General features: G+C 53.1%; 23 protein-coding genes. 9 read left to right on the top strand and 14 right to left on the bottom strand.

Annotated elements, in window-relative coordinates; all coding sequences use genetic code 11:
• The first annotated feature begins 17 nt into the window (after nucleotides 1–17).
• Nucleotides 18–1,010: a class 1 fructose-bisphosphatase gene (fbp, locus tag BBB56_RS12680; RefSeq protein ID WP_123801310.1), complete on the top strand. Its 993-nt coding sequence runs from the start codon at nucleotides 18–20 to the stop codon at nucleotides 1,008–1,010.
• Between the two features lie 45 nt (nucleotides 1,011–1,055).
• On the opposite strand, the gene BBB56_RS12685 is transcribed toward fbp, so the two are convergent.
• The 3 genes from BBB56_RS12685 to BBB56_RS12695 are packed head-to-tail and all read right to left on the bottom strand — an operon-like array spanning nucleotide 1,056 to nucleotide 4,180.
• The gene (locus BBB56_RS12685; protein ID WP_123801311.1) at nucleotides 1,056–1,412 is read right to left on the bottom strand and encodes a DUF1937 family protein; all 357 of its coding nucleotides are present in this window, start codon (nucleotides 1,410–1,412) and stop codon (nucleotides 1,056–1,058) included.
• Between the two features lie 56 nt (nucleotides 1,413–1,468).
• On the bottom strand, nucleotides 1,469–2,722 hold the full coding sequence (gene eutH / locus BBB56_RS12690; protein ID WP_123801312.1) for an ethanolamine utilization protein EutH: 1,254 nt from the start codon (nucleotides 2,720–2,722) through the stop codon (nucleotides 1,469–1,471).
• Between the two features lie 12 nt (nucleotides 2,723–2,734).
• Complete coding sequence (locus BBB56_RS12695; RefSeq protein ID WP_123801313.1) at nucleotides 2,735–4,180, bottom strand: glycerol kinase; 1,446 nt, start codon at nucleotides 4,178–4,180, stop codon at nucleotides 2,735–2,737.
• A 472-nt stretch (nucleotides 4,181–4,652) separates the two neighbouring features.
• Here BBB56_RS12695 and BBB56_RS12700 point away from each other — a divergent pair, with 472 nt between their 5' ends.
• Nucleotides 4,653–5,417 carry a DeoR/GlpR family DNA-binding transcription regulator gene (locus BBB56_RS12700; RefSeq protein WP_123801314.1) on the top strand — a complete coding sequence of 255 codons (765 nt, stop codon included), beginning with the start codon at nucleotides 4,653–4,655 and terminating at the stop codon, nucleotides 5,415–5,417.
• 271 nt (nucleotides 5,418–5,688) lie between these two features.
• On the opposite strand, the gene BBB56_RS12705 is transcribed toward BBB56_RS12700, so the two are convergent.
• Nucleotides 5,689–6,657: a bifunctional helix-turn-helix transcriptional regulator/GNAT family N-acetyltransferase gene (locus BBB56_RS12705; protein ID WP_123801315.1), complete on the bottom strand. Its 969-nt coding sequence runs from the start codon at nucleotides 6,655–6,657 to the stop codon at nucleotides 5,689–5,691.
• A gap of 765 nt (nucleotides 6,658–7,422) precedes the next feature.
• Between BBB56_RS12705 and BBB56_RS12710 the strand changes: the two genes are divergently transcribed.
• Together BBB56_RS12710 and BBB56_RS12715 are read left to right on the top strand one after the other, a co-directional pair.
• Nucleotides 7,423–7,923 carry a hypothetical protein gene (locus BBB56_RS12710; protein ID WP_199756236.1) on the top strand — a complete coding sequence of 167 codons (501 nt, stop codon included), beginning with the start codon at nucleotides 7,423–7,425 and terminating at the stop codon, nucleotides 7,921–7,923.
• Nucleotides 7,924–8,143: 220 nt separating this feature from the next.
• Nucleotides 8,144–8,626 (top strand): glutathione peroxidase, encoded by a 483-nt coding sequence (locus BBB56_RS12715; protein ID WP_123801317.1) that lies wholly within the window; start codon nucleotides 8,144–8,146, stop codon nucleotides 8,624–8,626.
• 172 nt (nucleotides 8,627–8,798) lie between these two features.
• On the opposite strand, the gene BBB56_RS12720 is transcribed toward BBB56_RS12715, so the two are convergent.
• The 6 genes from BBB56_RS12720 to BBB56_RS12745 all read right to left on the bottom strand — a co-directional run bounded on the left by BBB56_RS12720 (nucleotide 8,799) and on the right by BBB56_RS12745 (nucleotide 16,071).
• Nucleotides 8,799–9,968, bottom strand: a complete 1,170-nt coding sequence (locus BBB56_RS12720; RefSeq protein WP_123801318.1) for a Gfo/Idh/MocA family protein — start codon at nucleotides 9,966–9,968, stop codon at nucleotides 8,799–8,801.
• Between the two features lie 10 nt (nucleotides 9,969–9,978).
• The gene (locus tag BBB56_RS12725) at nucleotides 9,979–10,902 is read right to left on the bottom strand and encodes a TIM barrel protein (protein WP_123801319.1); all 924 of its coding nucleotides are present in this window, start codon (nucleotides 10,900–10,902) and stop codon (nucleotides 9,979–9,981) included.
• Nucleotides 10,899–12,350: a sugar porter family MFS transporter gene (locus BBB56_RS12730; protein WP_123801320.1), complete on the bottom strand. Its 1,452-nt coding sequence runs from the start codon at nucleotides 12,348–12,350 to the stop codon at nucleotides 10,899–10,901. The genes BBB56_RS12725 and BBB56_RS12730 overlap by 4 nt, the downstream gene beginning before the upstream one ends.
• Nucleotides 12,351–12,582: 232 nt before the next feature.
• Nucleotides 12,583–13,605, bottom strand: a complete 1,023-nt coding sequence (locus tag BBB56_RS12735; protein WP_123801321.1) for a LacI family DNA-binding transcriptional regulator — start codon at nucleotides 13,603–13,605, stop codon at nucleotides 12,583–12,585.
• 274 nt (nucleotides 13,606–13,879) lie between these two features.
• Nucleotides 13,880–14,953, bottom strand: coding sequence for an FUSC family protein (locus BBB56_RS12740; RefSeq protein WP_123801322.1), 1,074 nt, complete (start codon nucleotides 14,951–14,953; stop codon nucleotides 13,880–13,882).
• A 209-nt stretch (nucleotides 14,954–15,162) separates the two neighbouring features.
• On the bottom strand, nucleotides 15,163–16,071 hold the full coding sequence (locus tag BBB56_RS12745) for a LysR family transcriptional regulator (protein ID WP_123801323.1): 909 nt from the start codon (nucleotides 16,069–16,071) through the stop codon (nucleotides 15,163–15,165).
• Between the two features lie 216 nt (nucleotides 16,072–16,287).
• Here BBB56_RS12745 and BBB56_RS12750 point away from each other — a divergent pair, with 216 nt between their 5' ends.
• Nucleotides 16,288–17,301 (top strand): zinc-dependent alcohol dehydrogenase family protein, encoded by a 1,014-nt coding sequence (locus tag BBB56_RS12750; protein ID WP_123801324.1) that lies wholly within the window; start codon nucleotides 16,288–16,290, stop codon nucleotides 17,299–17,301.
• 251 nt (nucleotides 17,302–17,552) lie between these two features.
• Nucleotides 17,553–19,004, top strand: coding sequence for a flagellin N-terminal helical domain-containing protein (locus tag BBB56_RS12755; RefSeq protein WP_123801325.1), 1,452 nt, complete (start codon nucleotides 17,553–17,555; stop codon nucleotides 19,002–19,004).
• Nucleotides 19,005–19,156: 152 nt separating this feature from the next.
• On the opposite strand, the gene BBB56_RS12760 is transcribed toward BBB56_RS12755, so the two are convergent.
• Entirely contained in the window at nucleotides 19,157–19,435 is a 279-nt protein-coding gene (locus BBB56_RS12760) for a VF530 family protein (RefSeq protein WP_123801326.1), read from the bottom strand.
• Between the two features lie 110 nt (nucleotides 19,436–19,545).
• Between BBB56_RS12760 and BBB56_RS12765 the strand changes: the two genes are divergently transcribed.
• Nucleotides 19,546–19,854: a hypothetical protein gene (locus tag BBB56_RS12765; protein WP_123801327.1), complete on the top strand. Its 309-nt coding sequence runs from the start codon at nucleotides 19,546–19,548 to the stop codon at nucleotides 19,852–19,854.
• 72 nt (nucleotides 19,855–19,926) lie between these two features.
• Here the strand turns inward: BBB56_RS12765 and BBB56_RS12770 are convergent, their stop codons facing one another.
• Nucleotides 19,927–20,205: a hypothetical protein gene (locus BBB56_RS12770; RefSeq protein ID WP_233593028.1), complete on the bottom strand. Its 279-nt coding sequence runs from the start codon at nucleotides 20,203–20,205 to the stop codon at nucleotides 19,927–19,929.
• Between the two features lie 503 nt (nucleotides 20,206–20,708).
• Nucleotides 20,709–21,482, bottom strand: coding sequence for a helix-turn-helix transcriptional regulator (locus BBB56_RS12775; protein WP_123801329.1), 774 nt, complete (start codon nucleotides 21,480–21,482; stop codon nucleotides 20,709–20,711).
• 115 nt (nucleotides 21,483–21,597) lie between these two features.
• On the opposite strand from BBB56_RS12775, the gene BBB56_RS12780 reads away from it, so the two are divergent.
• On the top strand, nucleotides 21,598–22,758 hold the full coding sequence (locus BBB56_RS12780; RefSeq protein WP_123801330.1) for a YbfB/YjiJ family MFS transporter: 1,161 nt from the start codon (nucleotides 21,598–21,600) through the stop codon (nucleotides 22,756–22,758).
• Nucleotides 22,759–22,931: 173 nt separating this feature from the next.
• Here the strand turns inward: BBB56_RS12780 and BBB56_RS12785 are convergent, their stop codons facing one another.
• Nucleotides 22,932–23,441, bottom strand: a complete 510-nt coding sequence (locus BBB56_RS12785; RefSeq protein WP_123801331.1) for a phenolic acid decarboxylase — start codon at nucleotides 23,439–23,441, stop codon at nucleotides 22,932–22,934.
• A 105-nt stretch (nucleotides 23,442–23,546) separates the two neighbouring features.
• Between BBB56_RS12785 and BBB56_RS12790 the strand changes: the two genes are divergently transcribed.
• The gene (locus BBB56_RS12790) at nucleotides 23,547–24,437 is read left to right on the top strand and encodes a LysR family transcriptional regulator (protein WP_123801332.1); all 891 of its coding nucleotides are present in this window, start codon (nucleotides 23,547–23,549) and stop codon (nucleotides 24,435–24,437) included.
• Nucleotides 24,438–24,572: the final 135 nt, after the last annotated feature.

A 24,572-nucleotide genomic window follows, 5' to 3' on the forward strand; every position in this document is an offset into this window, starting at 1 on the left:
CTTGCCTGTGAGAAATCATGATTACGTTTCCAGAATTTGTTTATGGTGAGGCATGCTGTAAATCTAAGCCTGAACTGGCAGCACTTTTAAATGCCGTAGTTCTTTCAGGCAAGGTCATTAACAGCGAAATAAGGCGGGCCGGACTCGCTGATCTGCTCGGCGATACCGGCGACCAGAACGTACAGGGCGAATTACAAACCAAAATGGATTTGTTTGCCAACGACTGTTTAAAAAACGCGTTACTCAATCGCAGGGTCGCCGCTGGCTATGCTTCAGAAGAAGAAGAGCATATTGTCTTATTCAACGATGGCCTCGCAGAAAGCGCGCGTTATGTCGTTCTGGCTGATCCGCTCGACGGCTCGTCTAATATTGACGTGAACGTGACGGTTGGAACGATATTCTCTGTCTATGAGAGAATTACCCCCATCGATTCCCCGGTGACAATCGATGATTTTACCCAGCATGGGCGGGCTCAGGTCGCCGCCGGATACATCATTTATGGCTCGTCCGCCATGCTTGTCTACACCACAGGTAAAGGCGTGCACGCTTTTACCTACGATCAGTCGCTAGGTGAATTCTTTCTGTGTCGTGATAAATTGCAGCTACCCTCGACCGGAACGACCTATTCGATCAATGAAGGGAACATGCGTAACTATTCGCAGGGAATAAGAAATTATGTCGCAAACTGCCAGCAGGAAAATATCAGCACCGGCAAGCCATTCTCATCAAGGTATATTGGCTCACTGGTGGCTGACTTCCATCGTAACCTGATCCATGGTGGGATTTATCTTTACCCTGAAAGCCGAATTTATAATCAGGGAAAGCTGCGGCTGATGTATGAATGTAATCCAATGGGGTTTATTGCGGAGCAGGCATCAGCCAGGGCGACTAACGGGTTGTTATCAGTGCTTGACATTGATCCGGACGAACTGCATCAGCGCAGCCCATTTTATGTTGGCTCTTCAGAGCTGATTAAAAAACTGCATATAAATCTGGTCAGCATGCTGTAATTCATATTACGCCCAATAAAAAAGGCGCTTACGCGCCTTTTTTATTTACTGGAACTCTTTTTCAACTTCTGACCATAGACTGACACGCTGATTACGTCCTTTATAGAATTCAATCTCGCGTTGAATACCGGCACTTTTATCCCAGCCTTCTAAATCAAGGATGATCAGCTCTTCCATCGTATCCAGGAAGACGGCATCAATGGGCGCCCACATCTTACCGATGTTAGCTTTTTCCGTTTTCTCAAGCACCAGGTTGATCGGGTGTGACATCGTGACCTGACTAAACACGGCATTGCCTGATTCAGCGATTTTAGCTGCCACTTTGTTACAGGCCAGATAGCGCTCATGGACCACGTTCTCATCTGCATGGCTGTATGGGCATGCCAGAAAAATTTTACGCATAATTACCTCATGGTGTGACAAATTAATGCGACCATACTGGCCACATCGGTGAAAGTTTATTGCGTCAGCTGCGCAGCAACTGAGGGGTTTTCAGATGCATTCTGTGGGTTTTCATGCTCATCCCGTTTTTCCATTCGCTGTGCTTCGGGAACAGAGATGAATATGGCAATGACGACGGCAATCGCGCCGGCTAAAAACTTGCCAACCATAATCGGGAGAACAAGGGTGGGCTGGAAGTTCGCAGTAAATGCCAGATGGTCGCCCAGCGTAGCCTGGGCGCAGATACCAAAAGCTACGCACAGAACTTTGTCACGCGCACGCATATCTTTGAAGAGGTGAAACACTGCGATGATGTTCGCAAGAACCATGACGATGCCTAATGCCCCGGCATCGGTCAGTTTCAGCTTCGCACCAATATATTTCATCGGGCGCTGGCAGTATTTCTGAAACAGATAACAGACTGGAAACGTACCTGCCAGCATAATGCCGATATAGCCAGCGATCTCAATAGCACGGATCAGCTCTTTCTCATCGGCAAACAACGAGTCAAATACCCAGCCGCCAAATATTTTTGTAAAAACGCCGGTAAAGTGCTGGACGATACATGCAGCCAGCACCAGCTTAATGAACGCATCCATCACTTTTCCGAATAACAGGAAGCCCGCTACCATGAGTTCCGTGCGGTATTTAAGCCCCAGCGCCAGCACAAAACAGAATGCAAAGAGAGGTGCCAGTAAATGCAGAGCATTAATAAAGTCAATGCTCAGGTAGTGATTAGCAGGAGACGACGTAGAGATAATATCTCTCACAGGGATATTATTAAACGTAATAATCAGCAGAGAGATTAACACGCCAAAAGGAATGCTGATTAACCCTGCCATTGCGCCAAGCGCAAGATATTTGTGATCCTTTTTCTGCAGCATAATCAGGCCAACCGGTATCAGATACACGATACTGGCTCCTGATGTATATCCGATAAGCATCGCGGTGATCCACTGGTCACGATTAGACGCGATGACATCGGCCAGCTGATATCCTCCCATATCCACCGCAATAATGGAAAGCGCCGCAATGGATACGTCCGACCCCATGGATTCAAATAATGGCCCTATGGTGTGCGTAATAGCGTAAGAAATAATCGGAATGGCGGCCATTATTCCTGCCTGAGCCAAAAATACCGGCCCAATTGAGTGAATGCCATTAACAAACTCTTTGCCCAGTCCACTTTCGGGGCGCACGACAGAGGCCATTGCACCGATTAAGGTGCCTGCCATAATGATATATATAATGATGTTACCGATCTCAGACATGGCAGCCTCTTTTTATTCATCGTTTCGCAGGTTACGGGAGCGGGAAATAATGTCCTGATACTTTTCAAAGTAGGGTTTGAAATCTTTATTCTTTGGCTCTGTTACTGAATGCTGATTCCTGACTTTCAGTGGATGTGTATTCCCAAGTCCTTTACGGGCCAGCAATGCAACCCCTTGCGCCGTAATCTCACGGTTTGAAGGCGATACAATTGTTTTCTGAATAAGCGTTGCCAGGAACTGCTTGAAGTATTCATTGGATGACAGGCCACCATCCACGGAAATGGTGTCGCCAATCGGGCGAACCTTATCCATGGCGTTGATAACTTCCGCTGAGCGAACCGCAATCCCCTCTAGAATCGACTGCAACATGTCCTTACGCTCGGTTTCCAGCGACAGGCCGGCCCACAATCCCGCGGCAGAGCGATCCCAGTGTGGACAGCCAAGTCCGGACAGAGCAGGCACGAAAGCCAGTCCGCGCGCAATGGCTGGTTCATCCGGGAAGTCTGAAAACTCTTCAAGCTCAGTAAACATGCCAATCTTGCCCGCCCAGTTTACGGCGGAAGCTGCGTTATAAACGCCGCCATCGAGACCATAAAGCGGCTTTTCGCCCGGTAACTTCCAGCACAGCGTAGGCAGAAGGCCTGAACCCGCTGCATCCGGAACGTCTGATCCGGTAATTGACTGCAGGAAAGCACCGGTGCCGAAAGTAATTTTCATTTGCCCAGGCTCAAGGCAGCCATGACCGTAGGTCCCGGCAAACTGGTCAACAATGCAGGCTGTCAGCGGCGTGCTATTACCTTCATAACGGACGTCACCAAAATGACTGGTGTTGTGGCGTACTTCCGGCAGCGCTTCAATGGGTACACCGAAAATACGGCAAAGCTCTTCATCCCACTGGAGAGTATGGATATTGAAAAGTGAAGTACGCGACGCGGAGTTAAAGTCTGTTGCATGCACACCGCACAGATGGAACATGAAGAACGCATCCATGGTCCCCAGACGCAGGGTTCCGCGGCGATGTAGTTCCTGCGCACCTGCCACATTACGCATGATCCAGCCCATTTTACTGGCTGAAAAATAGGTATCTAACGGCAGACCAGAGCGAGCCCGAACGAACTCCTCCACACCGTCTGCGCGAAGTTTTTTGATAGTGCCTTCTGTACGCTGATCCTGCCAGATGATGGCGTTACAGAGAGGAAGTCCGCTCTGCGCATCCCAGGCGACAATACTTTCGCCCTGATGAGCCAGGCCGATAGCATCCACCACGCCGCAGTGGCTGAGGCAGTTGCGGATGTTGCGCAAAATTTCCATTGGATCATGCTCAACCCACCCCGGGTTGGGTGTTAACTGCTTGTGCGCGATAGCTGCGGGTGAAAAGTGTTTTCCATCTTCGCTGAACACGACAACACGCGTTCCGGTCGTTCCCTGGTCAATAGCTGCATAGCGTTGGTTAAGCATAAAAACCTCAATAACTGGATGTTATTTATGTGTTGCTAATGTTGTTCTTTCCACCATTTAGCATCACATAAACACATCAAATCAACACAAATGTCACATTAACCCACATAAACGTGACGTGCTTCATACTTTTTTCTAATAATCGTGTGGTTATTCTTAAAGTGGCGCGCCTGAGGCTTTTAATGCGCCAAATATCTTCAGTTTTCCTGCGAGCAGACTCACGGCTGGCGCATGAAATGTGGCCCTGTCGGGGCACTAGTGATGGCTATGAAAGTATAAAGGTTATTCAAAACGCGAGGAGTGAGGTGAAAAACCACATAAAAACAACATCGGTGTTTTGTCATATGCGTATGTCTGTTATTTTGGCTGAAGGCGGTGCGCGCAGCAGCTTTACCTTACCTGACGCAGCAGATGCAATTGCGCAGAATCTTATTGCGCGTACTATCTCTACAAACAGTCATCGGAATCAAAAATGGATCAGTCAAACGGTTCTGAAAGAAGAAATATTATTCTTGAAAAGCTCAGGGAGGACGGTCAGGTTTTTGTGAACGATCTGGCAGAGTTCTTCAATGTATCGCAGGAAACCATCAGGCGTGATTTTAACAAGCTTGAAGAGATGAGATACATCAAGAAGGTGCATGGCGGTGCGGTGAGTGCCCAGTTCGGCTTCGAGCTTGAATTCAAGGAGCGTGCGAAACTTGCGGAAGATGAGAAAAAAGCCATTGCTGAAAAAGCTGCGCAGCTCGTAAAGCCAGGCGATTCGCTGTTTATCGATTTTGGCACCACGACAATGGAGTTTGCCCGTCAGATCAGTGGCGTAAATGACCTGACCGTAATTACTAACTCGCCCGTGATAGCCAATCTTTTTCACGATAATGCCACCATGCAACTTATCCTTATTGGCGGGCAATTCGGTTCGTCCAAAATGGAATGCGTGGGTCCAATAGCGCTTCAGTCAATCAGCGCGTTTTATGCCGACTATGCGTTTATCGGGGCGGGCGCGGTAAGCCCGGACGCTGGGGTGATGGATCAGAGCCTCGATGAAGCGGCGATCGCACGACAGATGATTAAGCAAAGCAACCAGACTGTCGTGTTAGCTGACGGCCATAAAATTAATAACCGAGCCACATCACTGGTTGCCGGATGGAAAGACATTGCCTGGCTTGTGACAACTGACCCGGATAATAAACTGAAAAATTTGAGCTTTCCCAAATCACTTAATCTTTTAATTGCTTAGCTCATATCTAAATTCAGCCGGTGTGCTGCACCGGCTGGCAAAGAACTTATCCCGACAGATTTAAAAAAATTGCATATGCATATACCAAGAGTGGATGCATCAATTGTGGTTTATTTGGCCGGTGATTTACACATTTCCAGTGCTTGCCTGACGCTAAAGATTGCTTCTGCTTCTCGCTCATAGCGGACCCAGGCCTGCACGTCTGTCCGCTCTGTGCCAAAACCGGACATGACTGATTCAGGGTAGAGGGACAAAGCGTAAATACAACATGTCATAAGGATGAGTGGTAAGCGAGGTTTATTCGAGTGAACTGTTGCTCAGTAATGGTACTGCCCCACTGATCGCCTTCCCATTCTTTCGACAATTCAAATCCGAATGATTCGTACAATCGTCTTGCCGTGGTAAGTTTATTGAATGTCCATAATTGTACTGAAGAGAAGTTTTGCTCATCACAAAATTTCATTGCCTCTGAAATAAGTTTTCTACCCAGTCCGCTTCCACGACACCCATCGTCAAGAATGAACCAACGCAGATGCGCTTCATTATTTCCCAGATCCTCACCGTCAATGGCAACTGAGCCGACTACGCGCTCGTTCATCATTGCCAGCCAGATTTGATTACATGGCTTATCCAGACGGGCCGAAAAATCAGCAAGGCCCGCGGCAACCTTCGCTTCAAAAAAATTGCCAAAGTTATGCTCTCTGGCGTAATAGCTGCCATGCATTTCTGTAATGCGGCCAATCATACCTGCATGATAACCCGTGACTATTTTGAAGCTTTGATGCACTTCTCCTGGGGTGTTTTCGCGACAGGCTTTCAACGCACTGGCATAGGAGGAAAGGCCCTTTGATACAGCTTCCTGGCTAAACGGATCGAGCTTATTGAGTGCTGCTGCTACACGTTGGTCAGCGTAAGCATTTATATTCTGCACGGTCTTTTTGCCCTTACCGGTGAGGCTGAGTAGCTTCGTCCTCGCATCGTCAGCGGAAGGGTTTTCTTCGAGTTCTCCGGCCTCAACGAGTTTAGCGAGCATGCGGCTGACGCTGGACTTCTCCAGCCCCAAAATCTGTACCAGTTGAGCGGCTGTCATAGATCCATGCGCTTCAACTTCAAGCATGGCGTGAACGGCTGAGGGAGGATAATCCGTTGCGGCCAGATTTTGGTTCATGAACCCTAGCTCTCGCACCATTAAACGTGATGCTGCACGGATGTTTTTTATGTGCTGTTGTTCTGAAGTCATTAGCGTCACCTTTACATGATAGTTGCATCATACAACCATTTGCCTAGAAAGTTTGTCAATCCCTTATTTTGTGACTGCTTCTCGCTCAAAGCGGACATCGACCCTACGGCCGCCTCGATTTGTGCCAGAAGCGGGCGTTAGGGATCTTCCGGAAAAACGACATTGCCTGATTGACCGATACCGGCGGGAATGAGTGACAAATGGCGATCTGCCGTCGAGCAGACCGCCATTGCTGTTTTTTGCAGCAGCGGGCGTTTTTATCCTGGGCTGAAACACTCTGTCAGAGGCTTTTTAAAACGAACCACTTCATTAGCAACCTCAGAATTTTCACCACGTCGTTTGCGATGAATGTCGGCATCGCTTGCAGGCCTGTAAATTCATTTGCTTTGTGAAAATGGAGATAAACACCATCTACGCCGATCCCGTCAATAAACTGCGTTGGGTCGTTGAAAGCCTTTAGTAGGGCATTGCACCGCAATCATCAATCTCTGCTTGCGCCTTGCCTGCTCAGGATCTCCACTCTGCGCCAGAAGCCCAGGCGGATCACTTCATGGCGGGTTGATCGACTTAGAGAAATAAAGTGAACAGGAGCAATAACCTGAGAAGAACATAAACCGGAAACACGGCATCAAAACATTAATGTTCGCCAGGGAGCCGCCGATATCTGACATTAACTCATCATTTATTAGCAAAGGATTACTTTTGAAGCGAGTCGAGCGCGATTTCATCTGTTTATTTAATTGTCTGTGGTATCAGGACTTCCCTGTGTTCAAAGGCGAATACATCAACCGATCCAACTGGACCATTCATGTTGGGCTGGTTATACGAGAGTGTGCAAAGTTGATGGGCGCGAGAACCTTTTTTGAACAGCACGGGCGTACAGATGCGGTGTTAAAATATCCAGACAAGCAAATTTTAACCTTTGTTGAGTGGGAATATATTCAGGCAGATAAGGACAGCGTTAATGAGTTAGACAAGCTTCTTGAGAAGAACGACGAATGCTACTTTTCTACATTCATCTCGTATTGCCAGCATGAAAACATCGATGTTGTTATGGAAAAAGCAAGCAGGATATGGAGTAAAGCCAGCAGGCCCTTAATTTTCTTTTTGATCACTTATGAACCCCAGGCGAAAAAGTGCCGAAATTTTCTCGAGCTGAGAACCTACTTCTTCTCAAAAGGCAAAAGAAAACTCGTTCGCAGACAACCCGCGCTTCCATGGGATGTTGAGCAAAGAAAATTTAACGCTGAAAAAGATGCAGCCTAAAAAGGGTGTCTAACATCTTCATAGCCAAATTGCTGCGCGCCTGACTAAAATTTTGCATGATCAAAAGCCTGTAAGGCCGACCGGGTGAAGACCGCCTCTGGCCGAAGCGGCATCAGCCTAATGCCACATGCAGTCACGGTAAATGTCTCTTTCCAGTCCAGAACCATTTATCCTGAGTAACACAATCAACCTGCGATGCAAACATTCCGAGGATGGCGACATGAGCGCTTTTTATCAATTTACTGCCACCAGCTTAAGTGGTCAGCGCATCTCGATGGCCGACTACGCGGGCAAGCTGGTTCTCGTGGTCAATACCGCCAGCCATTGCGGGTTTACGCCGCAATACGCAGGACTTGAGTCTCTCTACAAGAAGTACGCTGATCAGGGGCTGGTGGTGCTTGGATTTCCCTGCAATCAGTTCGGCAAGCAGGAACCCGGCGGTGCTGAAGAGATCGCCCAGACCTGCCACATTAACTATGGGGTGAGTTTTCCGATGTTCGAGAAAGTCGAGGTTAACGGCGCTGCAACGCATCCGGTGTTTCGTTATCTGAAAGACGCCTTGCCCGGCGTGCTGGGCGGGCGCATCAAATGGAACTTTACCAAGTTTCTGATTGGGCGCGACGGTCAGCCACTCAGGCGTTTCGCGCCGATCACCACCCCGGAGAAGATGGACGCCGTTATTCTTGCAGCCCTCAAAAGCTAAGCTGACCGGGCGCATTAGCTTTCCGCTTAGCGCGGGCTGCGATCGATTTCTGAACTTCTGCAAGTCCGGCTTAACCTGTGTCACGGGGGAAGGGCGTCTCTACTCTGGGCCTGCCTGTCATTCGCTGCGGCAAGAGCAAAACGCGCGGGAGCAAGGGCGCTCCCGCGCCCTTTCAGCAGTCGACCCAGACTGCGCCAGCGTCCGCCGAGCGAACGCAGTTTTCTACCCAGCGAACCCCGGCCAGCCCGGCATGAACGTCCGGATACCAGAAGTCACTGAGAAACGCGGTATCACGGCGATCGGCCGCATCCATCGCCAGCGCGAAACGACGGTAAAGGTTTGACCAGGCTTCAAACAGACCTTCCGGGTGTCCGCCTCCGATACGATCCTCCGCGCGCGCGCGGGCGCTGAGATAATCCATGCCGCGCTCCAGGATACGCACTGGCTCGCCCTGGACTTCATAGCGCAGCTGATTCGGCTGCTCATCCCACCACTCAAGGCTCGCTCTGGACCCGACGACCCGAATTTTCTGCCCGTGCATTGAGCCGCAATTCACCGCCGAGGCCCACATGCTTCCCACCGCGCCATTGCTAAATTCCATCAGAACATAGGCATTATCTTCCAGCGGCGCCCTGCTTGCGATAAAGCTTTGACGCGCGCACAGCAGGCGTTTCACATGCAGGTCGGGAACCATCGTTTCGGCGATAAACAGGGGATGCGTAGCCAGATCGCCCAACACATAGCTGGGACCGACGAAACGAGGATCGACGCGCCAGCGGGTGCTGGGGTTCTGCAACTCGACCGCCTCATGATGAAAACCGTGGGCAAACTGCATATTAATAATGCGAATGTCGCCCAGTTCGCCCGCCGCTATCATCTCCCGCGCCTGATGGATCAGTTGATGACCGGCATAGCCATAGGTCACGCCGACGATCTTGTTTTTTTCAATGCTGAGACGTTCAAGCTCATCCGCCTCCTGAGTCGTGAAGCAGAGGGGTTTTTCGCATACCACATGCAGGCCAGCCAGAAGCGCAGCCCGGCAAATAGAAAAGTGAGTGTTATTCGGCGTCGCGACGGAAACCGCCTGAATGCCGTCTGGCCGGGCCGCTTCTGCGGCAAACAGGCTCTCGTAGTCGGGATAGCAGCGTTCCGGCGCAACGCCGAGCGCCGCGCCAAACGCCTGTCCGCGCGCGGCGTCAATATCGAATGCGCCAGCCACGAGGGTAAAGGTATTATCGCGCAGCGCCGCAGAGCGGTGGATATAGCCGATTTGGCTGGTTCCCCCGCCGCCGACCATGCCCCAGCGCAGCGAGTGTTCGAGCGGTTTGATACCATTAATCATAGTGTTCTCCTCAAAAACCAACCGACTGTAAATAGTGCAGGCTTGCGGTCACATCGCGAAGACTGGTATCCGCATTGCGCGGATCTCTCTCCTGCTCGATGGTGATCCAGCCCTGATAGCGACGCTGGCGTAAAAACTGATGTATCTGCGCATAGTCGATCGCGCCGCTGCCGAGCGGACACATCACCCCGCGGGCGCAGGCAGAGAAAAAGTCCACCTCTTCCGCAATTACGTCCCGCCAGACCGACGCGTTGATGTCTTTGAAATGAAGGTAATCAATACGATCCCAGTATTTATCAAGCGTATCGATCGGGTTCATACCGGAGTAAAAGAGGTGACCGGTGTCCAGGCAGAGACCGGCAACAGAGTGAGGAATATCCTCGACCAGCTGTGCCAGCTCATCCTCATATTCAATACAGCCGCCGGCATGAGGATGAATAACCGGGCGCACGCCATACTCTTTCCAGGCTATTTCGCTGAGAATAACAATGTGCTTCATCAGGGTTTGCCACTCTTCCGTGAGGAGGCGAGGCGCTTTTTCTGGCTGGCCCGCCAGCGCGGCGCGTTGCTGATTACCAAAATCAATAATCACCAGGTAGGGGGGCGGGCGGTTATCGCCGTGCACTTTTTCCGCGCCCGGAGCGGCTTTGAGGTTGCGGCAGATAGCATGCGTCAGCTCAATCATGGCCGGAAAATGAGATTCACTGACCAGATCGTCAAAAATGGTGCCGGCCACCAGCGAGAGCTGATACTGATTCAGCGCGTCGGCCAGCTCATCTTGCTGTACTGGCAGATAGCCCCAGGGTCCCAGCTCGATACTCTTGTAGCCTGCCAGCGCCGCTTCATGCAGAACCTTTCGCCAGGACGGCAGCCAGGGATTTTTGGGATCGTCTACGCCCCAGCTACAGGGAGCGTTAGCAATACGTATTGTCATGAGGTTTTCTCATCAGGTTGGACATTACGGGGAGTGGCTGTGCGGTTAGCCAGTGCAAAGCGATCGAGTACCAGCTGCTCCATCTTTTCCAGCGCGACGCCTTTGGTTTCAGGCAGATACCTGCGCACAAACCACCATGAAATCAGGCAGCAAACCGCGAAGATCAGCAGCGGAAAACCGCCGCCAAAATGCGCCGTCAGCCAGGGGTTGCTGTTCATCATCGGGAAGCTCTGGCTAACGAGAAAATTAGCGATCCACATGGCGCCGATCGAGAATCCCATTCCGGCTGCCCGCAGTCGGGTAGGGAAAATTTCGCCGATGACAGTCCAGACCACCTGCGCCCAGGTCGCGCCGAATATCAACATGAAGCCAAACAGGCCGATGACGGAAGCGACGCCTTTCACGCCGCTGTAAAACGCGATAAAGGTGTAGATGAGGCAGATTGCCGCGCCCCATGAGCCAACCGACAGTAGCCGCGTTCGCCCGACCCGATCGATCAACGCCATGCCTGCCATTACCCCGATAAACTGCATCACGGCCAGCCAGATGGTCATAAACATCGCCTCCTCTATGCCGCCAGTCACGTTTCTGAGCAGGGAAGGTCCAAAATACTGAATCACATTAATGCCGGTCAGCTGGTTAAACAGCGCCAGGCCGACGCCGATCACGAGGAAAATCAGCATGCGTTTATCAAAGCGCAGTCGTTGTTTTTCCTGAGAGGAGTGGGGCGCGGATTGCAGGGAGGTCTTTATCTCTTGCAGTACGTTTTCTGCATGGGCCGCAGAGGAAATGCGCGTCAGGGTTTTCAACGCCCGCTCCTCATGTCCGGCCATAACGTTCCAGCGCGGCGATTCGGGAATAAAGCTGATAAAGAGAAAGAACAGCAGGCACGGCACGAAGGCGGAACCCAGCATCCAGCGCCATCCGCTTTCATTCAGCCACTCAGGCGTAGCTTCTCTGGCGATAAGATAGTTGGTCAGCAGCACCAGCACCTGCCCGCCGACACAGCAGATCATATGCATCGTCATGGCGCGCCCGCGATAATCTTTTGGCGCCACCTCAGCGATGTATACCGGCGATACCACCGACGCCATGCCAATGCCCAGCCCACCCAGCATGCGAAACGCGACAAAAAGTTCGAAATTCGGTGCCAGCGCGGTGCCTGCGACAGAGGCGACAAACAGCAGCGCCGTGATCAGCAGCGTCTTTTTTCGTCCGTAACGATCGGCAAATTGCCCGGCAAGCAGGCAGTCAATGACGCATCCGATAATGACATTTGATACCGCCCAGCCGGTTTCCGCAGGCGTAAGTTGAAAATGCAGACTCAACGGCTCGATGGCGCCTGAAATCACGGATGAATCGTAGCCGAGCAGCAGTCCGCCAAGTGCTGCTACGCAGCAGATAGACATGACATAAGCAATATTATGACGCGGATGTGAAACGGACATGATCTTCCCCTGCGATATGAAGTACAGGGAGTATTAAATAAGAGTTTCATCATCAACAAGAATGAAACTTTCATTTTTAGAGATAGATCATGATTTATTTATATCACATAATGATAGTTATCTATCATTATGTGGCGGCAGGCGGCAGGCGGCAGGCGGCAGGCAGGCAGGCAGGCTCGCATGCAGGCAGGCTCGCATGCTGGCATTCAGAAACGCAGGCAGGGATCAGGGATCAGATGTTTTCACGCGTGATAACGTCAAAAGGCACGGTAATATGCGTCGGTCTCGCCTCCGTATCGCTCATTTGACGCAAAAATTCTTCTGTCACCCTTGCGGCAATTTCATCAAGGCGATGCCGCAGCATGACCTCAATATCTCCCTCAATAAGCGCAAGGTCGCCATCAACGACCGGGCCGTGGCACAGCAGTTTTATTCCTTTCCGGCCGCTCTCTTTAATAGCTTTAAGAACGCCTTCTATCCCACCGCATGGGGCATAGATCAAGGACAGATTCTGCTGCTGACTGAGCAGGCGCTTCGCCGCCGCGTAGCCTCCTTCCATGCTCTCATGCGTTTTTACCGGCTCCAGCACGACGCAACCGCTGTTTTGTTCCCGCAGATAAGAGCGAAAGCTGATTTCGCAGCTTTCCTGACAGTTAAAGCGATGGTCGCCGAGCAGAATGCCGATAACCTCGTTTTGTCTGAGCAACCTGTCGGCAAACCAGCCTGCCGTGCGTCCGGCTTTCTGATTATCCAGCCCTATATAGCCTGAATGGCCACAGGGTGAAAAGTCGGAAAACAGAGCGTAAACAAAGATACCGGAAGCGGTAATCTCTTTGATGGTGTGGCGTATCAGTGGATGGTCGAGCGCGACCAGCCCGATAACATCGACCCGTTTCGCCAGCGCATGCAGCGCGTCCACCATGCTCTCTATGTTATCGATGTCCAGCCATAAAAATTCAGGTTCCGTCTGCATACGCTGGCGCGCGCACTGTTTCAGATGCTCGGCAAATGAAGCATAAAAAGAGTGATCTTTTGACAGCAAAATAAAGCCTGTACGCACGCTGGCCCTGTCCGACTTTATTTCGCGCGACATAACCTGAAGCAACTCCTCCCGGTATCCCAGATGCTCGGCTGCTTTTAGCACCTTTTGTTGGGTCTCCGGGCGCACCGGCGCTCGACCATTTAACACGCGATCGACCGTGGCAATGCCTACGCCAGCCTCACGGGCGATATCAGACATGGAAATTTTTTTCATTGCGCTCGCCTGAAATGATAATTATCTATCATCTTATCTGAAACCGCAGGGGGCGCGCAAAGCAATTGCTGACAGACAGGCCTGCGCTGCGGGAAGTGGGTATAAGCCAGCACTGCGCTATGCCAGGCCTGCTCGTGAGCCGCTAAAGAACAGCGCGCTCATCCTATGTTCAGCCTGACGCTAATGCGCCAGGCAGCAGGGCAGCGACGCATCGCCTCTTAGCCTTGCCTGTTCAGGGAGAGAAAGGCGGGGCGGCAAACCGCCCGCTCGCTGGCTATAACGGACGGCGATCCTGATTTTCCTGCTGTTGCTGCCGGCGGTCTCCCTGCAATATCTGCTTCCGCGTTACCGCTCTGGTTAGCATGATAGCGGCAAGCGCCACCATTCCGCCCAGCGCGGTCGCCTCGAACCGGTGGGTAGCGATCGCAGGCTGCGGAATACCGAAGCCTGCGATCATAAAGACCACCATCATAGTAATGAGAAAGCTAAAAAAGCCGTAAGAGCGTGCGATAAGGGACCAGGAAAAGGTATAGGCCATAAAGCCGGTGACGATAAACCCCGTCATGATGAACAGCGGGCTGCTGCAATAATCCGTCAGCCCTGCCGCAGTGATACCGCCGATGAGAGTACCCAGCACGCGCGCCTGCACCCGTGAGACGGTATCCTGATAGTTATTACGCAGGCAGATAAGCAGGGTCATGCCCGCCCAGTAGCCGTTTCGCAGGTGGAATGTCTCTACTACGGCGAGCGCCGCCGCCATTCCCAGCATGGCGCAGATGACCGACCATTGCAGGTGTATGCGATGCTTATATTTGCCGCATGTATGCTTCAGGAAGCGTATCCAGGTGCCGGGTCGGAAGTCTCGCAGATGAAAAAGGCCGCGCTGAAAGACCAGGGCGAGAAAAGCCATCTGAATCATTCCCCCCATAGCGGCAAGGCCAGCGCGCCACAGCGCATGTTCTGCCGTACCGGCATAATTACCCGATACCAGATAGGCTATCGCCCACTGTTGTAGCATCCACCACGCGCTGGCATCGATATTCGCCATGACCACATAGAGACCGGTATAGAGCAGCGCGCCGCCGACATAGAGCGGCAGCAGGTTGCCAGCGATACAACCCAGCCATGTCGAGACGGCAAGGCCCAGCGTCGTGGTTGAGAGCAGCGACAGGGAGGAGCCTCCCCAGGTCTTATTGGCGCCAAACGCCAGCGTCAGCGCGCCACTGGCGGCGATGCTGGCGGCAGGAATATGGCCAGTAATAAAGCCTGTCAGGCTGATGAGGATAATCGCGGGCAGGCAGTAAAGCCCCAGTATGACGTCATGTCTCAAACCGGGCGTAAGTGGCATATCATCTCCTTGCAAATTTCAGGCGGCTGGGCTGAAAGACGCAAGCGCGTCTCAGTCCGCGACGGCCGCTCGTCAGGAAAAGGGCGGCTCAGTTTTCCGCATAACTCTCTGCACTGCATTGTAGAAGATGCCCGTGGCAATGCCGCAAAAAATCCGGCGGCGAACGCCGTAGCAACGCGCGCGGTACTAATCGGTACGTCTGAATCTTTTCAGTACGCATCCTGACGGCGGCGAAACAGGTCAGTTATCCAGTCAATAAAGACCCTGACGGCAGGGGAAAGATTGTGTCTGTCTGGCCACAGCACCGAGACAGGCTTAGGGACATCGGGGTAGTCGGAGAGCAGTTCGACCAGTTCTCCCGTGCGGATATAAGGCTCCAGAGCCGCGCGCAGCGCGTGCAGGATGCCCAGTCCGGCCAGACCGCTGCTCAGCAGCACATCTGAGTTATTGACCAGCACGCTGCTGGGCGGACGCAGAGAGCGCGTCTCTCCATTCTCAACAAACTGCCAGCTCATCAGTTCTCGGCTGTGCTCGCTGAAAAAATTAACGGCTTTATGCTGCAACAGGTCGTCGGGGGATCGCGGCTGACCGTAACGATAGAGGTAATCCGGCGAGGCGCAGGTGACCATCCTGACCAGACCCAGCCGACGCGATACAAAACTGGAGTCTTCCAGCTCGCCCAGACGGATAACACAGTCCACGCCTTCGGTAATCAGATCGGTAATTTTGTCCGACGCCGTAAGAACAACCTCAATGTGGGGATACTGCGCCTGAAATTCTGCAATAGCGGGAATAATCAGTGCGTGCGCCAGCGCCAGCGGGATATCCAGTCGCAGGCGGCCCCGTGGCGGCTGGTCAGAAGAATACGAGGACATCATATCCTCCACGTCAGCCAGTATTTTTCTGGCGCGCTGATAAAATTCCTCGCCTTCTGCCGTCAGATTTAGCTTGCGGGTAGTGCGGTGGATCAGCCTGACGCCGAGCGCATTCTCAAGCTGATGAATGGCTTTGCTCACCGCCGGACGATGCATTTGCAACCTGTCAGCGGCTCGCGTAAAGCTTCCCAGCTCAACCACCTGCGCGAAGATCTCCATCTGTTCCAGCCTGTTTGAGCGCATGTTCCTGCCTGCTTTTATGAATAACCCGTCTGATTGTATAACGGTCCAGCGCCGGGATGTCAGACAGATTGTTTCCTGCCTGATACCACTGAATGATTCTGGCGCGTCTTTTTCACGCCGCCCGCTCTTTTTATCATCACTGCAACCTGATGAGCGCAGCGGATTGTCGCTGCGGCTGATTAACCATCACCAGTGAATTGTAAGATGAGGAAGATAATGAAAGCATGGCTACTGAAAGACTTTGGGCTGGCAAACCTTCAGCCTGAAGAGATTGCAACCCCAACGCCGGGTCCCGGCGAACTGTTGGTCAGGGTAGGCGCGGTCTCACTGAATTTTCGTGATAAAGCCATCGTCGAGGGTTTTTATGAGCCGCACCTTGTACCCAAACCCCTTATCCCTGTCTCGGATGCGGCCGGCACCGTAGTGGCTACAGGTGACGGTGTCACGCGTTTTGCGGTGGGCGACCGGGTTAATTCCCACCTTTACTCACGCTGGATCGACGGCGAACCGGCAGCGGATGAACCCGCATGGTGTCTGGGAATGCCTCTGCCGGGCGGCCTGGCTGAATATATGATTCTTCATGAAAACTCTGCCGTGAAGGCGCCGGCGCATATGTCTGACGAACAGGCCGCAACGCTGCCCATCGCCGCGCTCACCGCCTGGTATGCGCTGATGGATGTAGGGAATCTACAGCCAGGTCAGACCGTGCTGGTACAGGGAACAGGCGGAGTTTCCGTGTTTGCTGCGCAGATCGCGCATGCGCACGGCGCGCGCGTTATCGCCACTTCCAGCAACGATGAGAACCTTGAACGTATCAAAGCGCTGGGGGCGGATGAGGGGATTAACTATAAAACCCACCCGAACTGGTCGCAGAAAGTGCTGGAGCTTACCGGGGGTAAAGGCGTAGACATCACCCTTGATGTCGCGGGCGGTAACGGGATCAATCAATCCGTCGCGGCGACGAAAGTTGCCGGGCTAGTCGCTCAGGTCGGCTTTCTGGCGGGACAGACCTCTCAGCTGGATCTGATGCCGGTGATTTTCCGGCAGACCACGCTGCGCGGTATTGCGGTTGCGCCGCGCACCTCTTTTGACCGTATGAACCCCTTCCTGGATCGGCATAAAATCGCGCCCGAAATTGAGCGCGTCTACTCTTTCGACGACGCGATTGCAGCCTTTAACCATCTGTCACGGGGAGCCTTCGGCAAAATCGTCATCAGCATCGGCAAATAAATCGCCGCTCAGGATGCCATTGCTGCCCGTTTGTCAGGCAAACGGGCAGCTAACAGCAGCAGGGGTCATCTCAACCGCCAGCTAAGGAAGCGAAGCGGAATAGTTGAAAATTTTTTGTTATTTAAAGCGATTCCTAATCAGCGACTTAACCCGAATTGCGGCGCAAACCGGCGTTTCTTCAGCTTTCGTGGTTAAAGCCTCCCCGCGTTACGCCGATAAATCATACAGTTTCCATGAGGTATGTAGCGGCTATGTTAACAATAAATTACAACGACTCTGCCGCGCTGACGAATAATGCAATGAAAAACAGCTCGTCAGTGTTGGGTGAGGTGATCGAACGACTCTCGTCCGGTTCGCGTATTAACAGCGCAAAAGATGATGCCGCAGGACAGGCCATTTCCAACCGCATGACAGCAAACGTCAAGGCTGACAATATGGTTATACGCGGTCTGAGTGACGCGATTAGCTATGCGCAAACCGCCGAGGGGAGTCTGCAAACCGTCAGCAGCTTACTGATCCGCGCAAAAGGGCTGGCGATTCAGGCGGCCAACGGCACGCTGTCGGACGCTGACCGGGCCAGCGTTAATGAAGAGTATCAACAGATCCTGGCGGGCATCACCGACATTTCGGAACAAACGGAAATCTTTGGTCAGTACCCGCTGGCCACCAGCGATCCCGATTTGCCGCCCGCGCTATTGGGTAATGTGCTACCGATTAAAACCCGGTTTCCCGTGGCGGGCCAGAGCTACTCGTTTTCGTCCGGCATTGTGCCATTAGCCTATATTCCCGCGGGCGCGACCAACATCACCATCACCATCGATTCGCTGGGTCAGGACGATGATGTGCAGCTGTTTACGCGCGACGGTAAACATCTGGCCGGTACGCCCGTCAACGGCAGCGATCCGGATTATACCTGGGTCAGCAAAGGGATTACCGATGACGCATCCGCGACCGCCAGCCTGCTCACCAGCGGCAACGGTTTTACCAGCGGCGCGACCTATGACGATTCGCAGCTGCTGGAGGGCGGCGCGAGCTGGGCGCTGAACGGCAGCGCAACCCAGGTCTATAACGGTATGACCATCCGCTACAGCGGCGATGGCGATCGCTATGAAGACACCACCAGCGGCGACTATAACAACGGCACTATCCTCAGCAACCCGCTGGAGCAGATCAGTCTGGATCAGGTAACGGAAGATCTGATTGTGGTGGTGGTGGGCAACGGCTCTTTCACCAGCAAGCTGACCTGGGGCACGCTGCCGGAACCGGAAATCCAGCCAGCGGTGCCGCCGAAGCAGAGTCGGCCTTTTGACGTCGTCACCAGCGCTGATTTCGGTCAGCAGATGCAGACTGATACGCTGGAGCCGACGCCCACCGACCTGAAAACGCTAGGACTCAACAATACCACGCTGCTGACCGACGGCGACATTTCCATCAGCATGAAGGCGGTGGACGCGGCGCTGAATAAGGTGAGCGCTTACCGTTCGCACTATGGCGCGAAGATTAACCGGTATGAATCAAACAAATCGGTGCTGGCGCAGCAAAGTATTGATACGCAAACGGCCCGCAGTCGTATTCAGGATGCGGACTACGCCCAGGAGGCGAGCCGCCTGGCGCGAACCCAGATTCTGCAACAGGGGCAGAGCGCTGTGATGAAAATCGCTAATCAGTCACCGGAAATGGTGCTGGCTCTGTTACAGAGTTAACAGGCCGAACGACCCCGCAGTTTGACTTCCGCATGACCAGGGATGGTTGCCTTTTGCATCCTGCTATCTCTTTCACCGGCTGAGGCCGCCTCAGCGACACTCATCTTCTTATCCGGCGAAAAAAAGCTATTTTTCCTGGCCTCGCGGCAGGGTTAGTTATCACGTCCGGCGGTCCAGGGATTAAATGACGGCTCCTGCGCGGCGGCGGAATCCGGCTTATCCAGCGAATCGAGATACAGGGCTTCAACTTCGGCGCGCGCCCAGGGCGTCCGGCGTAAAAATTTCAGGCTGGATTTCACGCTGGGATCGTTCCTGAAGCAGTTGATATTAATCAGCTTGCTAAGTTCAACCCAGCCGAAACGCGCAACCAGCGCGTTAACCTGCATTTCGAGCGTGACGCCGTGCAGCGGATCGTTGGCATGATGGGGCATAAGTTTTCCTCCTGAGACAGGTGGGGAAGGGTACAAGAAAGCCATAACAGCGGCAATAAATGCGTTTTCCGCGTACACTCATCGCTGTCAGTTACCCAGGAGGAGCGGTTATGAGCGATAAAAAGATGATCTCCATCGATCAGTTTTCTGCCGAAGAGCGCCTGGCGGTGGATGTGTTAATCAAAGGTCTGAGAGAAAAATATCGCCAGCGCAGCGGAAAAGAGCCTGACAGTAAAAAAGAAAAGGAGTTTACGGCCGAGGCCAGACAGCAAATCATGAGCAGCAAACTGGCCAGAGAGAAAGCGCAGGCTGATAAAGCTAAAAAAACGCCCCTGCGCAGAAAGAAACCTGAATCGTTAAAAGAGAGCGAAGTCAGCGACTTTAGCTGGAAAGCCTCGGTGGTGAAAGGGCGTCGCTAAATCGTCCTGTGGCTGGCTGCATCAGCTGAGTACTGAAAAACAACGCGCTGCTCAGCCAGCGCCTGTTAAACCTCAGGCGCAAAGTTTAACAATGCTGCTGCGATCGGCGAGCACCTCTGGTCCCATATTAAAGGTCTTATAAAAACGCACCTCTGACCCTGCGCCGCGCGGGTAAACATCCGCGAACATAGAATCCTGCCAGGTAAAGATCGTCATTCGACCCTTTTCCAGCTCAATATGGGTGGTGGGATCGTTCTGAACGACGTGGGTGGTTGACCAGCCGTGATAGATACAGTCGCTGACCTGTTGCGCGCTTCGGCTGCTGGTTTCACTCACCACAGCGCGACTCATGCGCGCCTCCTGCGGGGGCATGGCCTGACAGCCGCATAATGCAAACAGGGTTATTAACATCGCTAAATGGATATTACGCATTGTCGATCTCCCGTCAGACCTGAATAAATCCAGGCCGGGATTACATTCGCCAGAGAAGCTTTTTTATTTGTCGCTGCATACAGTGAGTATATGAGATAGCCGCTTATTTACCACCGGATGGCATTATTATTTAGTGCGCCGATACGTTAATTTAACCCTTAATTATGGATGAATGAAAAAAAGCATCTGTGTGGTCGCGCGCATTTTTATACGCTGAGCGAAAACAGGACGGGAGCGAGTAAAGCGCGTAAGGCACTGCGCAGGTTAGACGGCGAGAAGAGAAATGTTAAGGCGCACCGGTAATGCGCGGCTGGATAAACAGGCGCTGCGCAGCCGCGGCGGAGACGCCTCCCGGCGGTGATGACGCGGCCGCCTCTGGCCGCGCGATAACCCCTGATGCGCCTGCGTCTCGCCAGCAAACCCTAACGCTGACGCGCAAGATAAAAAATAACGAAGATACCCGGCGCGCTCTCTATTTCCAGCGAGGTATAGGTGTAATGGTTTATTTTTCCTTCGCTATCAATGAGGGCTTTGTTGCCTGCGCCGACTTTATTAACATCCTGCGCATGCCACATCTCTCTGAATAATTCGCTGCGCGCGCTAAGGTCGCTGACAACCTTTTCAAATGCTTCCGCATGTTGGCTGGCGGCATAATAGGCGCGGAAGGCTGCGATGCTGTGTCTGGCCGCCTGCTCCCAGTCATAAATTTTTTGTTTATAACCTGCGTTAATAAAAAGAAGCTTCAGCGAATTGCGATCGCTTTCAGGAATAAGCGACCAGTCATAAATATGCTGCCGGGCTGCGTCGTTCCAGTAAAGGATGTCCATATTCGCGCGACGGATAAATGCCGGATGCGGCGACAACGCGTCTACCATCGCCATCGCCTCTTCAGGCACCTCAGATTGCTGCGCGGGACCGCTTTTGTGGCCAAAAATCAGGGTGTCGAGATAGGCCTGTTCGGTGGTTGAGAGCTGGAGAACTTTGCCGATGCGGCGCAGCGCCGCAGGAGAAATACGAATATCGCGGCCCTGTTCCAGCCAGGTGTACCAGCTGACGCTGACGGCGGCGAGCTGGGCCACTTCTTCGCGTCGCAGGCCCTCCACGCGACGATGGCGACGGCTAAAGCCGTAATCCTCTGGGTTGACGCGCGAGCGATGCTGAATTAAAAAGTTTTTCACATTGTCGTTGCGCATCATTCGTACTCCTGGGTATGACCTGTAATCACAGGATAATTAGCCCTGTTTTTCGCTTAGCCGTGCAGATTTACACTGGCCGCCAGAGTAAGTTACTTCACGGATTAAAAGCAAAAATATGACGACGCCTCTCTTTGCCGGACAAGCTCATCGCGCGCCCGGCGCAGTCACCACTATGTTAACCGGCATAATTACGCTGGTGGCCGTTATGGGTATTGGACGTTTCTCCCTGACGCCGCAAATTCCCCTGATGATTCACGATGGTCATTTATCGCTCTCCAGCGCCGGTCTTCTTGCGGCAATGAACTATATCGGCTACCTGCTGGGCGCGATTCACGTCAGCCGTATGCGGCGGCATCACGCCCGCTATTTAAAAGCCGGATTAGTGGCAACGGTGCTGGTGACGCTGCTTTCAGCGATCGCCGCTAACTTTTTTCTTCAGTGTCTGTTTCGCTTTATTGCAGGCGTCGGAGGCGCATGGGCATTGATTATCGTGACCTCCTGGACGCAGCTGACGCTGGCGGCGTATCAGGCGCCGAAATTATCGGCGGCGGTATTTACCGGCCCTGGCGTGGGAATTACCTTAACCGGCGCGCTGGCGTGGCTAATGTCCGCCTGCGGCTTTCACGCCGCGCAAGCCTGGGGCGTCTATGGGCTGGTTGCCGCTGCGGCGGCGCTGATGGTGTTTAACCGGCTGCCGAAAACGCTGCCTTTTTCCGATCGCCCGGTCGCGGCGACGCCGCTTAATGGCCGCCTGAAGGCCCTGCTGGCCGCCTATACGCTGGCCGGTTTCGGTTACATCCTGCCAGCGACCTTCTTATCGCAAATGGCGCGCAGTTTCTTTCACGCTGGCAATATGGCCGCGCTGTTCTGGCCGCTTTTTGGGCTTGCTGCCGTAGCTGGTGTACTGCTGGTAATGGCTTTTGCTTCACGCTTCAATACCCGTTCTGCGCTGGCGACGGCCATGGTCGTACAGGGCGCTGGCGTAGCCAGCGTCGTACTGCTGCCTGACGTGAAAGGATTGCTGATTGCCACGCTGCTGACGGGACTGGGCTTTTTATCGATTATGCAACTGACGATGCGTCTTGCTCGCGAAATTTCAGCAGAGGCAGCGGCGCGAACCGTGGCGGTACTCACCGCAGGCTACGCCACCGGCCAGTTAACGGGACCTTTGGTCTCTTCGGCAAGCGTGCTGCTGTCTGGTACGCTCCAGCCTGCGCTGATACTGGCTGCCGCAGGTCTGGTGCTGGGGGGACTGTGGGTAAGGCTCAGAGTATAGAGACCCGTCTCAGGCCGACTGTCTCCTTCTTTCAAAAGGGATGACAGCCGGGTAATACCCTGTTTCTCCCACACTCTGCCTCTGAGAAGACCCGATAAGCTGAGCACAGAGGCTGGAGTCGCCGCTGGCCGCGCTGCAAGCAGAAGACGTCAGGATGACGTCTTCTGGCTCTGTTAGTTTTTCAGATTAGCCGGGAAATTGTCGGGCAGTTCACTGGCCGGACAATCAATCACGCTGTCGTTATTCTCACCCGCGTCGCGCACAAAGGTCAGGGTTGCGAACTCATCAATAACCTCAGTGGGGTAAGCCGGACCCGCTTCGCGATAGCTGGCCATCTCTTCCAGATGTTCGTTCTGAAAACAGACAGTTTTTTCCGGATTATTCATCACCCAGCGCGGGAAGAAAATGGTGCCGTGGAACACTTTATCGGCCATGTTAACGGCCAGACTGACATCAGTGCCTGTAGGCTCGGTCCAGGACACTTTATAGACATCTTCCGCCAGTCGGACGATAAACGCGCGCTGATTCTTAACCCAGCGGTTGCCCACCATGCCGCTGTGGATACGGTAGTCGACCGTCTCTGCGTTTTTAATATAAAGCTCATAGTTCCAGCCGTTGTCATAGGTGTAAACCAGATGTTTGCCAACCAGACCAGACAGATTGTGTTTATCAAAGGTGCTCATGATTAATTCCTCATTTATTTGCCTTGAGGAGAGTATCGCGCTTTAAAAAAGCGATTAATAACGCTATTTTTAGCGTTAAACTATCGAATTTTTAGATTGATTTTTATGCTTAAAACAACGCTGGAACAGTGGTTTTTGCTCGATTCGGTGGTGAAAGAGGGAACCTTCGCGGGCGCAGCGGAGAGGAATAACCGCAGCCAGTCATCGTTAAGTTATCAGCTTGGCCTGCTACAGCAGCGGCTGGGCATTGCCTTGCTGAAACAAGAGGGACGTCGTGCCGTGCTCAGCGCAGAAGGGCATCAGCTGCTCGCCCAGGTACGTCCGCTACTGGAGGGGTTTAGCGCGCTTGAAGCCCGCGCGGATGCGCTGCAGCGTGGTGAACGATCGCGCATCGATCTTATGGTGGATGCGATTGTGCCAAAAGCGCTGCTGTTTGATGTATTGCATCAATTTCAGCAGCGGTATCCCCATGTCCGTATCTGGCTTAGCGAAATAGTTCGCAGCGAAACGCCCGACAGGCTGGCTGAAGAGCAGGCCGATCTCTGGCTGGTGGCGCAGCACGGCAACGAGTCGCTGGCGGGAGAAAGCCTGATGAGCATCGATTTCATCGCGGTCGCCCATCGTCTCCACCCGCTGCACAGCGAACCGTCGCCGCTTAGTGCGGCCACTCTCGCCCGCTGGCCCTGTATAACGATACTGGATCGTCAGCAGCAGCAGCAGCCAGAGTTCAATGGCGAGCAGGCCGGGAACTGGTCTTTCACGACGCTGTCGGCAGCGATTGAAGCCGTACAGCATCAGTTAGGCTATGGCTGGCTACCGGAGCAGACAATTGCGCCGCTGCTAAGCAGCGGCGAACTTCGTCCGCTGCCGCTGCTACAGGGACAGCGGCGTTCAACGTCGCTTATGCTGCGCATCAATGAGGAGAGATTACCGGGCAACGGTACGATTGCCGAACTGGCCCGGTTGTTTATCGATCGGGTTGCACGGATGAGATAGCGCGCCAGCGCTGCGCAGGCAGAGGCACAGTAACGGCAAACTGGCATTCTGGTAGCCTTGCGTTTGGTTTGCCGCGGGTATAATCAACGCTGGTCAGGAAAAGGAAACAGACATCGTGCGCCATTTCTCTCCGTT

Origin of the sequence: Candidatus Pantoea deserta, assembly GCF_003813865.1 — a bacterium.
In the GTDB taxonomy this organism is placed as follows: domain Bacteria; phylum Pseudomonadota; class Gammaproteobacteria; order Enterobacterales; family Enterobacteriaceae; genus Pantoea; species Pantoea deserta.